This is a genomic window from Rhodococcus sp. B10, assembly GCF_011770055.1.
Taxonomy (GTDB): Bacteria; Actinomycetota; Actinomycetes; order Mycobacteriales; family Mycobacteriaceae; genus Rhodococcoides; species Rhodococcoides kyotonensis_B.
Map to the genome: position 1 here is coordinate 32267 of NZ_JAAFYV010000033.1, position 14343 is coordinate 46609.

Annotated in this window: 12 protein-coding genes; 3 read left to right on the forward strand and 9 right to left on the reverse strand. The window is 64.3% G+C overall.

Features of this window, described 5'->3' with window-relative positions; translation table 11 throughout:
- Positions 1 to 7 precede the first annotated feature (7 nt).
- From RhoFasB10_RS20020 to RhoFasB10_RS20035, 4 genes are all read right to left on the reverse strand, one after another.
- Positions 8 to 946, reverse strand: coding sequence for a TAXI family TRAP transporter solute-binding subunit (locus RhoFasB10_RS20020; protein ID WP_167678200.1), 939 nt, complete (start codon positions 944 to 946; stop codon positions 8 to 10).
- 10 nt (positions 947 to 956) lie between these two features.
- Positions 957 to 2327 (reverse strand): MFS transporter, encoded by a 1371-nt coding sequence (locus tag RhoFasB10_RS20025; RefSeq protein ID WP_068423398.1) that lies wholly within the window; start codon positions 2325 to 2327, stop codon positions 957 to 959.
- A 127-nt stretch (positions 2328 to 2454) separates the two neighbouring features.
- Positions 2455 to 3873 (reverse strand): HAMP domain-containing sensor histidine kinase, encoded by a 1419-nt coding sequence (locus tag RhoFasB10_RS20030; protein ID WP_167678202.1) that lies wholly within the window; start codon positions 3871 to 3873, stop codon positions 2455 to 2457.
- Between the two features lies 1 nt (position 3874).
- A complete protein-coding gene (locus RhoFasB10_RS20035) occupies positions 3875 to 4534 on the reverse strand; it encodes a response regulator transcription factor (protein WP_068423401.1) in 660 nt (219 codons plus the stop codon).
- Between the two features lie 120 nt (positions 4535 to 4654).
- On the opposite strand from RhoFasB10_RS20035, the gene RhoFasB10_RS20040 reads away from it, so the two are divergent.
- Positions 4655 to 5647 carry an isopenicillin N synthase family oxygenase gene (locus RhoFasB10_RS20040; protein ID WP_167678204.1) on the forward strand — a complete coding sequence of 331 codons (993 nt, stop codon included), beginning with the start codon at positions 4655 to 4657 and terminating at the stop codon, positions 5645 to 5647.
- Positions 5648 to 5683: 36 nt separating this feature from the next.
- Here RhoFasB10_RS20040 and RhoFasB10_RS20045 read toward each other — a convergent pair whose 3' ends face one another.
- The 3 genes from RhoFasB10_RS20045 to RhoFasB10_RS20055 all read right to left on the reverse strand — a co-directional run bounded on the left by RhoFasB10_RS20045 (position 5684) and on the right by RhoFasB10_RS20055 (position 8729).
- On the reverse strand, positions 5684 to 6175 hold the full coding sequence (locus RhoFasB10_RS20045; RefSeq protein WP_206031140.1) for an SPW repeat protein: 492 nt from the start codon (positions 6173 to 6175) through the stop codon (positions 5684 to 5686).
- Positions 6176 to 6296: 121 nt separating this feature from the next.
- Positions 6297 to 7973, reverse strand: coding sequence for a GAF domain-containing sensor histidine kinase (locus tag RhoFasB10_RS20050; RefSeq protein WP_277345899.1), 1677 nt, complete (start codon positions 7971 to 7973; stop codon positions 6297 to 6299).
- Between the two features lie 126 nt (positions 7974 to 8099).
- Positions 8100 to 8729 carry a response regulator transcription factor gene (locus tag RhoFasB10_RS20055; RefSeq protein ID WP_068423407.1) on the reverse strand — a complete coding sequence of 210 codons (630 nt, stop codon included), beginning with the start codon at positions 8727 to 8729 and terminating at the stop codon, positions 8100 to 8102.
- Between the two features lie 188 nt (positions 8730 to 8917).
- On the opposite strand from RhoFasB10_RS20055, the gene RhoFasB10_RS20060 reads away from it, so the two are divergent.
- Positions 8918 to 9922, forward strand: coding sequence for a hypothetical protein (locus RhoFasB10_RS20060; protein WP_308115134.1), 1005 nt, complete (start codon positions 8918 to 8920; stop codon positions 9920 to 9922).
- Here RhoFasB10_RS20060 and RhoFasB10_RS20065 read toward each other — a convergent pair.
- Positions 9919 to 10824, reverse strand: coding sequence for a universal stress protein (locus RhoFasB10_RS20065; RefSeq protein ID WP_167678208.1), 906 nt, complete (start codon positions 10822 to 10824; stop codon positions 9919 to 9921). The two genes, RhoFasB10_RS20060 and RhoFasB10_RS20065, sit on opposite strands and share 4 nt — an antisense overlap.
- Positions 10825 to 10985: 161 nt before the next feature.
- On the opposite strand from RhoFasB10_RS20065, the gene RhoFasB10_RS20070 reads away from it, so the two are divergent.
- Positions 10986 to 12359, forward strand: a complete 1374-nt coding sequence (locus tag RhoFasB10_RS20070) for a serine hydrolase domain-containing protein (protein WP_068423411.1) — start codon at positions 10986 to 10988, stop codon at positions 12357 to 12359.
- On the opposite strand, the gene RhoFasB10_RS20075 is transcribed toward RhoFasB10_RS20070, so the two are convergent.
- The gene (locus RhoFasB10_RS20075; RefSeq protein WP_068423413.1) at positions 12349 to 14343 is read right to left on the reverse strand and encodes a hypothetical protein; all 1995 of its coding nucleotides are present in this window, start codon (positions 14341 to 14343) and stop codon (positions 12349 to 12351) included. The two genes, RhoFasB10_RS20070 and RhoFasB10_RS20075, sit on opposite strands and share 11 nt — an antisense overlap.

Below are 14343 nucleotides of genomic sequence, written 5' to 3' on the forward strand. Positions count from 1 at the left end.
TACGCGCCTACCCGTGCCGCCCTCTGTACTCCGCTTCAGCGCCGGGGTGCAGGGGGACAGCGCCTGTCATGATCAACGACTGGGCGTCGAGAAACTGGCTCCCGATCGCCTGCCGAGGAACCAGAGCCGACGATCGATCGAGCAACAGATCCACCAGGCGCGCGGCCGTCCGGTCGGGAACGCTGGAACGTGCTAGCAGCAGGTTCGGTATCCCGACCGTCGTCACGGCCGCGTGCCGTCCGTAGACGTCGACGGGCACGGGAACAGCCTCGTACGCGGTACCGAACCTGCGCCTCAGATCGGCGACAACAGTGCTCAGGTCGAGCAGTCGAATGTCGATGGGCGGATCCGCGAACGCAGGGGTGGGTAGTCCACCCGCCCACATGACCGCGTCGATCTCGTTGGCGGACAGGGCTCGTGCGGCATCCTGCATCGACAGCTGAATCACCTCGACGGTGCCCGGCGCGGACAGGCCAGCCGCGTCGAGCACTCTCTCCGTCACCAGCGCGGCGCCGGATCCGACGGCCCCGCCACTGACTGTTCTGCCGCGGAGATCGCTCGCCGCGTAGACGGGTGAGTCGTGACGCACGGCGATCTGGAAGTAGTTCTCGTAGACGCAGCCGATGGCTGTGAGGTCGTCGCCTGTGCTCTCGTAGGCGGTATCGGCGAGAGTCATTGCCAGATCGGCACTTCCGGACCGGAGTGCGTCGAGATTGTCGACGGAACCCGCCGTGATGATCGGAACGATTCGTGCCGCGTTCGCTGCGGCGGCAGCGTCGGCGAGAAGGCCGGAGAATTCCCAGAAGAACCCGCCGACTTCTCCGGCGGCGAGACGTAACTCGGGAGACGACCCCGATGAGCATGCTGCGGCGGCTGCAGTCGCCGCCAGAAGCGCCGCCGCCCGCAGAGCTGTTCGGCGATCGAACAGCTCTGCGGGTCGGGACATGGTCTCTACTCTAGGACTGGCTCGCGTACGCCCGACCTTGCTCTCGGTCCAGCACGGTCTCCGACTTGTTGCGCAGCACGAAGATGTACACGAGAAGCGACACGGCGATGACGACCGTCACGTAGACGATGAACCACGGAACGTGCCCGCTGTTCTTGGCGGCCTGGTAGATCAACGGAGCCGTGCCACCGAACGCGGAGTTCGCGAGGGCGTATCCGAGTCCGACACCCAGGGCTCGAATGTGTGACGGGAACAGCTCGGCTTTCACGATCGCGTTGATCGACGTGTAACCGGTCAGGATGACGTAGCCGACGCAGACGAGTGCGAGCGATTCGACGACCGACGTGGCGGTCGGCAGGTAGGTGATCAGCACGTAAGTGTAGACGACGCCACCGATTCCGAAGAACACGAGCAGCGGCTTGCGTCCCACCTTGTCGCTGATGAGTCCGCCGATGGGCTGCAGCAGCATCAGGAAGACGAGACCGAACAGGTTGATCCACGTGCCGGTCATGCCCCGGTCCTCGTACGCGGTCTTGACCATGGCAGGCGCGTTGACGCTGTAGGTGTAGAACGCGATGGTGCCACCGATCGTCACGCCGAAGCAGACCAGAAGCGGACGCCAGTACCGGACGAGCAGTTCCTTCATCGAGCCGGACGACGTGTCCTGCCCGGCCTTGACGGCGTCGAGCTGATCCTTCGTGAGCGACTCGTCCATGCTGCGACGCAGCCAGAACACCACGACCGCTGCGACACCACCGATGAGGAACGCGATTCGCCAACCGAACTCCTCGATCTGGTCGCGATCGAGGAAGACCTGCATCAGCAGCAGCGTCACCTGGGCGAGGACGTGCCCACCGATCAGGGTGACGTACTGGAACGACGAGAAGAATCCGCGGCGCTCACGCGTCGCCGCCTCGGACATGTACGTCGCCGACGCACCGTATTCGCCGCCGGTGGCGAAGCCCTGGACGAGCCTGCACAGGACGAGGATCACCGCGGCCCAGACGCCGATACTCTCACGTCCCGGCGTCAGAGCGATGACCAGCGAGCATGCCGCCATCAGTGAGACGCTGAACGTGAGGGCGGCGCGTCGACCGTTGCGGTCGGCGTAGCGTCCGAAGAACCACGATCCGACGGGGCGCATCAGGAACGTGACCGCGAAGATCGCGTACACGTACACGGTCGAGTTCTTGTCCTCCGAGTCGAAGAACTGGCTTTCGAAGTAGCTCGCGAAGACGGTGTAGACGTAGACGTCGTACCACTCGACGAGGTTGCCCGACGACCCGCGCAGTGTGTTGAACACTGCCCGCCGGGTGGCGGCTGGGGACGAGACCGGCGGGTTCGACGGTGAACCTGCGGTCGGGGTGGCCTGGTTGGCCATGAGGCGTTCCTTCCACGTGATGCGGGTGAGAGGGTGAGTTTCCGGACGAGGCCGCTAACTCAGGTGTCACCACTGTGAACGAAGCCACAGCCTCGAAGGAAATCATTCCGGCTTTCCTAACAGTCCCTTAGGAAAGTACGTCGCCGACCGGAATCTCGAGATGGATTCGCAGTCCCGACGGCTCGTTCACGCTGACCGTCGACGTTCCGCCTGCCCGCTCGACGAGTGCATGCACGATGGCAAGCCCGAGACCTGTTCCCGAGCCGTGCGCGTCGGACGACCGGTAGAAGCGGCGAAACAGCATGGGCAGTTGTGTCTCCGGCACTCCCGGTCCGGTATCGGCCACCCAGATCGAGGTGCGAGAGGTGGTGGAACGGCAGCCGATCTCGACGCGCGCGCCGGCGCCGGCGTACTTCGCCGCGTTGTTCAGCAGCGCGTCGAGGATACGGACCAGGTCGTCCTCGCGGAGCGCGGCCTGGCCTGCCTCGTCGACGACGACGTGTAGGTCCATGCCCGCAGAAGTCATTGTGCTCGAACAGAATTCGGCGCGATCTCTGATCACCGCTGCCGCGTCGCATTCTGCGGGGGAATCGTCGCGGTGTGCCGGCGCTTCCGCCGCGGCGAGTGCGAGAAGGTCCGCGACGATGGAATCGAGACGGTCCACTTCGAGCGTCGTCTTGCGATGGACGTCGGCCGCGGATTCCGGAATCTTCATGCCCAACAGGTCGAGCCGCATTCGCACCGCTGCCAACGGGTTTCGAAGTGCGTGCGCTGTGTCCGCGACGAGTCGACGCTGGGCCGCGGTTGCTGCCTCGACGTCGTCGGCCATGGCGTCGAAGGCCTCGGTCAGTTCGCGGACCTCCGGCGGTCCGAGGTAGTTCCCGGCACGAGATTCGGTGCGGTCACGAGGTAGGTCGAGCTGCGGTGGAAACTGTTCGACGAACTTGTCGCCGAACGAATGGACCCGAGTGGACAGCTGGGTCAACGGCCGAATCACCCAGCGCGACAACGCCGCAGCGATGGCGGTGACGGCGACGAGTACCAGCACTGCTCCCAGCGCGATGACCAGCCAGGCGCGGGCGACGTCCCTGCGTGCGGCGTCGGTGGACGCATCGATGACGACGGCGCCGTCGACCTGTGCACCCACCCCGACCGGGGCCGCGATCAACACCGAGGATCGAGACCACGGGGTCAGACTCGACGGGACGTCTCCTCGTTGATTGCGCAGTGCCCCGGTGATGGCCTCCTGTATCTCGGGGCTGCTCACGTCGAGTCCGGACGACGCACGAACTGCCCCGGTGCGGTCGACGACGGCCGCTCCTTCGTCGTACAGATCGTGGTAACGCTCCACTGCTTCTCGCAGTCGTGGAAGCCCTGAATCACCCTCGCGTGAACTGAGATTGGCGAAGAAGGTCGCCGCCGCGTCGCGGCTCTCGCCGAACCTCTGTGCGCGTTCCTGCCCGACCAGCACTGCGAGAGGCGCGGCAAGTCCGAGGACGACGACCGTCGAGAAGATCACGAGTACCGCAAGAACACGCAGGCGCACGTCAGGTGTCCCAGCGGTAGCCGAACCCGCGGATCGTCACGATAGCGCCAGGGCGTCCGAGCTTGGAACGCAACGCCGTCATGTGAACGTCGAGCGTGCGTGAGATGGCCACGTACGCGTCGCCCCAGATGGAGTCCATCAGTTGTTCCCGGCTGACGGCTTCACCGCGCCGCGTGACGAGGTGCGCCAGGAGTTCGAATTCCTTGTTCGTCAGCGACACCGGCCGGCCGCCGACTTCGACGCCACGTCCCGCGAGATCGACGACGATGTCACCGAGAACCAGCGCGTCGGCATCGGGTTCCGTCGACGCGGCATGCTTGCGCGCTGCGACTTCGAGTCGAGCATGGAGCTCGCCCAGTCGAGCAGGCTTGACGACGTAGTCGTCGGCCCCGCCTCGCAGCGCGCGGACCACCGAGCGCTCGTCGTCGCGCGCGGTCAACACGACGACGGGCACAGCGCTCAGCGTGCGGAGCTTGCGCAAGGTCTCCAGCCCGTCCATGTCCGGGAGTCCGAGGTCGAGCAGTACGAGATCGACGGTGCGGTATCCGAGGAGCAGGTCCGCGCCGCGCCGCATCCGGGTCGGTGTGTGGCCGACTTCTCGCAGGGCATCGACCAGCGCGTCACCTACGCCGTCGTCGTCTTCCACCACCGCGATTCGCATCGGTTTCAAACTAGCTCACGCCGGACCCGCACCGATGCAGACGTAAACGCGCAACTCGACTGCGACGTGAATGGACGGCGACCGGTTGCCGTGAAACGTCACCGAGAGGACAGTGACGACATGCTCCCTGTTCTCGATCTGTCGACCGCCGATACCGACCCCGATGCGTTTCGTGTCTCGCTCCGCGAGGCAGCGCATGAGTCGGGATTCTTCTATCTCATCGGCCATGGCGTAGGCACCGACCGCATTCAGGAGGTGCTCGGACTGGCACGTGAGTTCTTCGCACTGCCGCAGGAAGCGAAAGACGAGATAAGTCAGCTGAAAAGCCCTCAGTTCAGGGGGTACTCGAGGTTGGGCGGTGAGTTGACCAACGGCCGCGTCGACTGGCGTGAACAGATCGACATCGGACCCGAACGAGACGTCGTCGTCGACGCGAAGGGCTACTGGAATCTGCAGGGCCCGAACCTGTGGCCGTCGGCGCTTCCGCGATTCCAGGCGGCGTTCGACGCGTGGAACGACACGCTGTCCGACGTCGGGCTCAGGCTCCTGCGTCACTGGGCGGTGTCACTCGGTGCCGAGGAAGGGCATTTCGACGACGCTTTCGCCGATCTACCGGCGACATTGCTGAAAGTCGTTCGCTACGAAGGCGCTTCGGACACGTCCCAGGGCGTCGGCGCACACAAGGATTCGGGCGTGCTGACGCTGTTGCTGGTCGAGCCCCGATCCGAGGGTCTGCAGGTCGAGCTCGCACCGGGCGAATGGGTCGACGTGCCGCCGGTCGACGGCGCGTTCATCGTCAACATCGGCGAACTGCTCGAGGTGGCGACCAACGGCTACCTCCGCGCTACGCAGCACCGCGTTCGCGCGCCCCGTCCGGGTACGGACCGTCTGTCGATCCCGTACTTCCTGAACCCGACGCTCGACGCGAAGATCGAGATCATCGAGCTCCCGTCGGACCTGGCAGCGCACTCGCGCGGCGTCGAGGCCGACCCGGACAATCCGATCTACGACACGTACGGCGAGAACGCGTGGAAATCGCGAACCAGGGCGCACCCCGATGTCGCGAGGCTGCACCACGGGATCGAACCCGCAGGTGCACCGTCGTCGTACTGAACGCGCGCCACCGTGGCCGACGGGAAGCGACTCACCTCACGGTTCGTGACGACGCCGTGACTCGAACAAGCGGGTCATCCCCATCGCCGTCGTGATCGCACCGAGCACGAGGACGAGGGCACCGGCGACGACGTTGGACCAGATCATTCCGGGTGTCGTCGACACGTCCGAGATGACCCAGGGGGAGACGATGAGCCAGATCCCGAGTATCGGCACGACGAACGACATTCCGTGTGTGCGTCCGTAAGCAGCGCCGAAAGCCAAGGCCAGGACGGCAACCGTCAGCCCGCACATCAGGTTCGACAGCGTGAGGTTGTTGGCGCCGGCTACGGAAGGAATCAGCGCACCTGCATTGTTGAATCCACCGAATCCGACGATCCAGGGCGAGGCTGCCGCGTACAACCCGGACAGCATCAACAGGCCGTCGGTCACCTGTCCTGTCGGCCGTCCGAATGCTTCGTCGTAGTGATCGCGCAGCGCCGCGATATCGGGATGGTTGTGCATGGATAGATTCGCCGATGTCGACATGGATCTCATCTCCTCGAGGGGGTGGAGGGTCGATCGACGTGGGTCGGCCCACACGTGTATCACGTACCGTTCAAGCCAACTCCCACAACGAGATTCGGGCTAGGGTCGAAGGTCCCGCCGGTCAGGGGAGGGGCGCCCACCATCGCAACGTCGTTCCGCCCGACTCGCTCGCCGGACCGATCGTCATGTCACCGCCGCATTCCTCGGCGCGGCGTCGTAAATTCCTCAGTCCGCTCGCGGACACGCTGTCGGGAATGCCGCGCCCGTCGTCGGTCACGTCGATAGTCAAATCGTCGCCGACCGTGATGGTGACGACGATCGTCTTGGCGTTCGCGTGTCGGACGCAGTTGCTGATCGCCTCACGGAGGACAGCCAGTGCATTGGCGGCGAGAGACGCGCCCACGACCGACAACGGGCCGCTGACCCGTACCGTGGTTCGTAAGCCGGAGTCGTCGACCATCTCGTCGATTACCTCGTTGATCTGGCGTCGAAGTACGTCGGCGCCGTGATCGACCGATTGAAGATCGAAAATCGCAGACCTGATGTCCTGCACCGTGTCCTGCAGATCGTCGATCGTGGTGGCGAGGCGGCTCTTGATTTCCGGCGAGGATGCACGCTGCGCCGTGCTCTGCAACGAAAGGCCGGCGGCGAAAATGCGTTGGATGACGTGATCGTGCAGTTCTCTCGCAATTCGTTCGCGGTCCGAGAGGACGTCGAATTCTCGCAGGCGCCGTGCCGAGTCCGCGGCCTGGACTGTCAACGCGGCTTGATCACCGAATGCGGTGATCAACTCCAGTTGCATATCGGTGAAGGGCTCCGCGTCCTGCCTGCGTAACACCACCAGAACGCCTGTCACGCGATCACGTGCCCGAAGGGGAGATATGAGGGCGGGACCGTACTTCTCCGGAACGCCCGCGGTCACATCATACTCGAGCTGCTCGGTGCGAACGGGCCGTCCCGAACTGAAGGACGCCCCGGACGACGAGCCGTGAACGGGAATAACGGTACCCAACACGTCTTCGTCGAACGTCGGTGATCGCCCCGACGCGACACGCACGATCAGCTCTGTCGTGTCTTCCGGGGCGGCATCCGAATTCGCCGGCACGGCAATGAATGCCACATCTCCCGATGTCAGATCACACGCCTTGTTCGCCACGGACTGCAGTACGATGTCCGGGTCGGTGCCCTCGAGCAATTCGGTGGCTATGTCACGCGTCGCCTCGATCCAGGATTGCCGCGTGCGTGCTTCCTCGTACAGCCGCGCATTCTCGATTGCGGTTCCGGCTGCGGACGCCAGTGCCAGTAGCACGGACTCGTCGTCATCGGTGAATTCCTGTCCGTCGTGCTTCTCCGTCAGATACAAATTGCCGAAGATTTCGTCCCGAGTTCGAATGGGAACGCCGAGGAAGGTTCTCATGGGCGGATGGTGAGCTGGGAACCCGATGGAAGACGAATGTGCCGACAGATCGCGCAGACGAAGCGGCTTCGGATCGTCGATCAGCAGCCCGAGTACGCCACCGCCGGTGGGTAGAGGTCCGATCTCGGCCGCCGTTTTTTCGTCGATGCCGTCGAAGATGAAGGAACGAAGATCGTGATTCTCACCGCGAACTCCGAGTGCGCCATATTTCGCGTCGACCAATTCGATTGCCGACTTCACGATCGCACGCAACGTTGCATCGAGATCGAGGCTCGAGGAAATGGCCAGCATGGACCGAAGCATACCGTCGAACTGCTCGCGCGCCTGCGTGATCTTGCCGATGTGGTCACCGAGTTCGCCCAGAAGTTCATGTAGACGCATCTGCGAGAGCGTGTCTTGCAGATCTTGTGCAACCGCCCGCCTGTCGGCACCCCCTGTACCCGCCATTTCTTCAGTATGCGCGTGAAGAATGACGGGCGGAACGGGGTCGGAAACAATTCTGAAAGGTCAGTCGTACATTTTCGACGCGTAGACTGCTGCCTGCGTCCTTCTCTCCATTCCGAGTTTGGCAAGGAGTCGTGAAACATAATTCTTGACAGTTTTCTCCGCCAGGAACATACGCTCGGCAATTTGACGATTGGTCAAGCCTTCACCGAGCAGTCCCAGCAGAGTCCGTTCGCGGTCGGTCAGGTCTGCCAGCGGCCCCTGCTGCTCGTCGTTCGAACGCAGCTTTTCCATCAAGACTGCGGCGGCTCTGTTGTCGAGTAGCGACTTGCCCATTCCGACGTCCTTGATCGCCGACGTCAGGTCCATCCCTTTGATGTCCTTGACGATGTATCCCTTGGCGCCGGCGAGTATCGCGTCGAGCATCGCCTGGTCCTCGGTGAACGACGTCAACATCAGACAGTTCAGATCCGGCATCGTCGACATCAGCTCGCGGCACAGCTCGACGCCGTTGCCGTCGGGCAATTGAACGTCGAGTACGGCGACATCGGGGCGTAACGCAGGGATGCGGGCGAGGGCGTTACTCATCGAACCGGCCTCACCGGTGACGGTCAGCTCCGGGTCCGAATCGATGAGGTCGATGAGGCCACGACGAACGATCTCATGATCGTCGACGAGGAATACAGTGATCACGGCTGCTCCTGAAGATTCACCTGTGGAGGAAAGCATACTGACGTACTCGGCGGTGCACGCTGGAACAAGTCCCCGAAATCGATGACGATGGCCCCTGTCGAGGTGTGCGGGCCGCGTCGACAGTGGAGAAGTCGGCGGCGCCTCGTCGCGCCGACTCGGCTGTTCGTGTCGATTCAGGGAGGCCGCCAGTGAACGTCGGACCCGATGCGGCCGTGGTCGCGATGCTCGTCGAACTCGCGTGCCGCGCACCCTCGGTACACAACAGTCAGCCATGGACGTGGAAGTACTCGAACGGGTGCCTCGATCTCTACTCCGACCGAACCAGATTGTTGGACGTGATCGATCCCATGGGTCGGCAGATGCTGATCAGTTGCGGTGCGGCGCTGGATCATCTGCAGAAGGCCGCCGAAGCATCGAGGTGGACGACGGAGATCGAGACGTTCCCGACGCCCGGTGGTTCGCGTCATCTCGCGCGGATTCGCTTCGTGCCGGGCGCTCGACCTCGTTCGCACGAGTTCGACCTCTTGACGGCGATCAACCGGCGCTACACGGACCGTCGACCGTTCGGCGCGGTGCGTCGGGATCTGGTCGTCGGCGCGGAGATGCGTCGCGCAGCCGACGTCAACCAGACGATTCTGACCGCGTTGACCGACGGTGCGAGGCAGGTTCTCGAAGGGGCGTCCAAGACCAGCGCGAACACGAGGAAGTACGACGCGACGTATCAGGCCGAACTGAAGTGGTGGTCCGGTCACTCGTTCGATGTGGACGGTGTTCCGCCCCATGCGCTTTCGGACCGTGCGACGGCGACCGCCGTGCGGATGGGCCGCGACTTCCCGGTTCGCGACGGCGGTGACCAGGTCCCGCCCGAGGACGCGTCGACCGTCTTGTTGATGGCGACCAGGGGCGACGAACCCCTCGATTGGCTGCGGTGCGGACGAGCTCTGTCCGCGGTGCTTCTCGAGGCGACCGTGCGTGGATTCGCGACGTGCTCCCTCACGCATCTGACGGAACAATCCAGCAGTAGAGCGATCGTTGCGTCGCTCGCGCCGCACGGCGGAATTCCGCAGGTCCTCGTTCGCATCGGCACTCCTACGGCGGGAACACCTGCAATTCGTACGCCGCGACAGAAGGTGTCGTCGGTTCTGTCGATCGAGGGGCCCCGTCAGCGGGTGTCCCGTACGACTCACCGTTAGTGGGCGTGGTGCAGGGAGGCGACAGGGACGACGATCGTGGGCGCCGAAGAATGATGCAACACAGCGCGACTCGTGGATCCGGTGAAGACGGAGGCCATGGCGCCCCGGCTCGGTGAGCCGACGACGATCGATTGCGCGTGCCCCGATTCCTCGATGATGGCATGCGGCGCCTTGTCCGTGACGACGGCGGGCGATACCGGGACCGACGGGTAGCGTTCCGACCACGGCGCCGTGACCTCGGTGAGCCACGACTCCACCGGCGGACCGGGATCCAGGCGATATTCGGTGTCGGCACGCGCATGGACGACCCTCAGGCCGACGCCGCCGCGCGACGCCTGATCGAACGCGACCGCCAGGATCGCGTCGTTGTTCACCGAGATGTCCAGGCCCACCACCACGGGGAGGTTCGCCGAGTCGGGTTTCGTCTGCCGATACCCCTCCGGAACGCGAACGACAGGGCAGTGTGCATGTGCGGCAACGTGATCGCACACGGAACCGAGTACGCCGCGGGCGAGGCTGCCGGCACCCCTCGAGCTGGCCGCCTTCGACCCGACGACGACCATCCACGCGTCGCGCGCGTAGTCGGTCAGAACGTCCGCAGGACGTCCTGCGGCGAGGACTTTCTCGATCGAAAGCGACTCGCCTGCAACGCTCTCCGCGGCGATACGACTTCGTTCCAGAGTGGAACGTGCGCGGGATCGTGCGCTCGCCACACGGCCGCCGCGCAAGTTGATCGCATCGGAGAACGAAACTTCGATTCCCGGGTCGGCGTGTACCAACACCAGCGTGCCTGCACGCGACGCCGAGTCCGCTGCAGCCCACCGCACTGCACCGAGACTCGCCGGAGAATCGTCGACACCGACAACAGTCGCGTTCTCTTCCGCGGCGCTCCCGTGTGTCATGGATTCATCCTGAGGCCACGCTCGCCCGGCGCGATAGGGACTTCCGACCCACCGTTCGGGACGTTCCGCCCATCGAGCTTTTCCGAACCGACCATTTCCGCCCGAAATTTCATTATGATCGAGCCGCTCGGTACCGGCGTGAGATTCGGTAAGGGGAAGCCATGCGGGGTCGTTCGAAATGGATCGTGTCGGCAGTGTCGCTCGTCCTTGTCGCCGCGACGGGGTGCAGCTCGTCGTCGGAATCCGGTGACAGCGGCGGCAATTCGACGTCCGAATCCTCGACCACCGAGTCCTCGACGGCGGAAGCCGAGCCGTCCTACGTCGCACAAGTCCAGGCGACTATCGACAAGGCAATGACCGACAACGTCATCCCCGGCGCCGTCGTGACCATCGAGTCGCCGACGCAAGGAAATTGGACGGGCACCTTCGGAACACAGGTCATCGGTGAAGATCGCCCGATGACGGCCGACGAGTACTTCCGGTTCGGAAGCAACACCAAGACCATGACGTCGACGGTCATTCTTCAACTCGCGCAGGAGGGAAAACTCGCACTCGACGACCCCATTGCCAAGTACGTGGAGAACGTCCCGAACGGTGACCGCATCACCATCGCGCAGTTGTCCGAGATGCGTAGCGGACTGTACAGCTACAGTTTCGATCCCGCGTTCAACGCGACGCTCGACAACGATCCGCAGAAAGCGTGGACGCCGGAAGAGCTGCTCGCGATCGCGTACTCGCATCCGGTGAACTTCGAACCGGGTGCCGAGTTCGAATACAGCAACACCAATATCGTCCTTCTCGGTCTCGTCATCGAGAAGCTGACCGACATGACGGCTGCAGAAGCGTTGCAGCAGAGGGTCTTCGAACCACTCGGCATGAGTCACACGTCTCTTCCCGTCGCCACGGATTCGTCGATACCCGATCCGCACCCGCAGGGCTATTCGTTCGGCACCAACGTGTCCACGATCGACACGTTCGAGCTGCCCGAACCACAGCGAACGGAAGCTCTGGAGGGAACACTGAAACCGAACGACGAGACGGACATGAACCCGTCGTGGACCTGGACGGCGGGCGGCGCGATCTCCACGGTCGGCGACATGGTCACGTACACCAAGGCTCTCGTCGACGGCGGTCTGCTGAACGACGACATGCAGAAGACGAGGCTGGACAGCATTCAGCCCATCGAGCCGCAAGCCCCGGAAACCGCCGGATACGGATTGGGCATCGCGAGATTCGGCCCTGCGCTGCTCGGCCACGACGGACAGATTCCAGGTTTCATGACGGTCGCCGTCAACGACCCGAACTCGGATCTGACCATCGTCATCGCAACCAACCTCGCCACCGTCCCGACGGGGGAGGGGTCGGCTCTCGTGTTGCTGAAAGCGATCATCCCGACGTTCTACGGTGCGGGAGCAGGCACCGGCGGCAACCCGGCGAGCGTTCCCGAGCGCACGGACGAGCAGACGCCCTCGTCCAGCACCGAAGCGCCGAGCACGTCACCGTCGACCCCGGCAGCGCCGACGCCTACTCCGTGACCTCGTCGCCGATCGGCATGCGGCCCACGCCCCAGCTGCGTTCGATGTAGCCGACGACGGACTCGATGTCGGCTGCGGGAACACTGTCGGGCTCGCCGTTCTCGAGCGGATCGGTGTGGAAGATGTAGAGCCGAGAGGCGAACTGTTCGAACGGAAGTGAGCCTTCGCCGGGTCGCTCGCCGTTCCCGGCCGTTCCGACCACGACGCCGTCGCCCCAATCCTGGCCGCTGTCGTTGTTGGGATTGAAGAAGTAGACACGCATGACGGCGTCGGGATCGAGTGCGACGCGCAGGATCGTGATGGCATGCCAGCCGACGTAGCGCCCCGCGGTGTCGGTGACTGCGACACCGGCCGGCTGTGGGTGGATCAGGCGCTGCCCGCCGTTGTAGTCCAGGTGGTACGACGCGTAGAACCGGCGCAGGAAATCCTCGACGTCGATCAGATTGCCGGTCGCCACGTCCACGTCGATGTGGAAACCGCGCGCCGACCACCACCCGTGGAACTCGGGATTGATCCAACGATGAGGGTCGCCCGGTCGGTCCGCGCACCGTCGGCCCATCTCCGCATAGATCCGGTCCAGGTGAGGCACCAACAGTTGGGACACGGGGTCGAGGTCGACCGGTGACGTCGTCGCGACTCCGCTTTCACTGTCCTTGGACGAGAGCGGTCGGCCCTCGAAATGCATGACGATCTCGTCGTCGCGTGCAGCCCAGACGACCATCTGCAGCAGGTAGTCGGGGTCGTTGTACGCCCACATCGACAGGGCGCGTGCCGACTGGCACGTCGGATTGTCACCCTGACCGATGCCGAGCGGCTGGCCCAGCATCGACAGCAACCCGCCCAGCAGCCGTGACTCCGGCTCCGGCGTCGGGCCGAAGACGTCGACGAGACGCTGTCGAACGTCGGGCGCGAGTTTCAATGCCAGCTGACGCCACAGCGACGGGACGACCGGCGGCGCGTGGAGGATGCCGCGGTCGAGCATCAGTGCGATTCCGTAGAGGCATTGCGCAGTCTCGGGGTGGACGGCCTCGCCGACGAGTGCGTGGATCAGGTCCTGATATCGCTGCAGGCAGGTTCGACCGGTCTCCGAGACGCCGAGGGCCTCGGCGAGAAGATACGGATTGTGTTCGATCAGAAAGCGCGTCAGCGTCGCGTGGTATGGCGACACGAGACCCGTGTCGTGCATTGCTCGTGCGAATCCGCGCGCCTCGAATTCGAGGCCTTCGGTGTCCATCGCGCCCAGACGGGAGCGGTAGACGTCGACGCCCGGATCCTCGCGGCACGCCTCGGTCGGGCCGAACAGAGCCGAGATCAATCGGTCTAGTCCCTGGCCCGCTGCGTTCAGTTCGACGTCGGGATCCTCGCGGTACACCGCGATCCGAGTGACCATCGCCTTGACGTGATCGACCTGAATAGGCCTCTGACGCAACATGCGCCAGATCTCCTCGGTGAGCTCACCCAGCACACTCTCGTAGCCGATCTGGTCTGCCACGTACCCGAACAGGTCGCGAATCAGATGTGCGACGCGTCCGAGCCGGACTCGCTCTGCCTCGGACGGCGGCGAGAACAGCACATCGAGATTCATCGCAAGTATCTGCGACAGAAAGCGTTTCGCGTCCTCGGCCGTGATCGCAGGATGCTCGTAGTCGCCGGCGGCGATGGCGACCAAGCGAAGTTCGCTGGCCGCTTCCAGGACCACCGTGTCGACGACGCCACTGCGCAGACTCGGTCCGACGTATGCGGGAACCAGGATGTCGGGCTGCGCCCAGTCCGTTCCGAGGAACAGCCCGGCGTCCTCGAGTCCGGCGGCACGCTCGCGCACCGCGGCGCACCCACCCGGCTGCGTCAGGACCCGGTGCAGTGCGTCGAGGACCCGGCGCACCTTCGTGGCCTTGGAGAAATCGGGCGCGGCTGCCATCGCCTCGGTCGCGTGATCGAGTTGAGCGACGCGCGACAGCAATGCCTGGTCGACGGGGGGATCCAT

What these genes read in the sequence shown, in the direction of transcription:
- RhoFasB10_RS20020 (WP_167678200.1), bottom strand. Translation starts at nt 946, where the DNA reads ATGTCCCGACCCGCAGAGCTGTTCGATCGCCGAACAGCTCTGCGGGCG.
- RhoFasB10_RS20025 (WP_068423398.1), bottom strand. Translation starts at nt 2,327, where the DNA reads ATGGCCAACCAGGCCACCCCGACCGCAGGTTCACCGTCGAACCCGCCG.
- RhoFasB10_RS20035 (WP_068423401.1), bottom strand. Translation starts at nt 4,534, where the DNA reads ATGCGAATCGCGGTGGTGGAAGACGACGACGGCGTAGGTGACGCGCTG.
- RhoFasB10_RS20040 (WP_167678204.1), top strand. Translation starts at nt 4,655, where the DNA reads ATGCTCCCTGTTCTCGATCTGTCGACCGCCGATACCGACCCCGATGCG.
- RhoFasB10_RS20045 (WP_206031140.1), bottom strand. Translation starts at nt 6,175, where the DNA reads ATGTCGACATCGGCGAATCTATCCATGCACAACCATCCCGATATCGCG.
- RhoFasB10_RS20050 (WP_277345899.1), bottom strand. Translation starts at nt 7,973, where the DNA reads ATGCGTCTACATGAACTTCTGGGCGAACTCGGTGACCACATCGGCAAG.
- RhoFasB10_RS20065 (WP_167678208.1), bottom strand. Translation starts at nt 10,824, where the DNA reads ATGACACACGGGAGCGCCGCGGAAGAGAACGCGACTGTTGTCGGTGTC.
- RhoFasB10_RS20070 (WP_068423411.1), top strand. Translation starts at nt 10,986, where the DNA reads ATGCGGGGTCGTTCGAAATGGATCGTGTCGGCAGTGTCGCTCGTCCTT.
- RhoFasB10_RS20075 (WP_068423413.1), bottom strand. Translation starts at nt 14,343, where the DNA reads ATGGATCCCCCCGTCGACCAGGCATTGCTGTCGCGCGTCGCTCAACTC.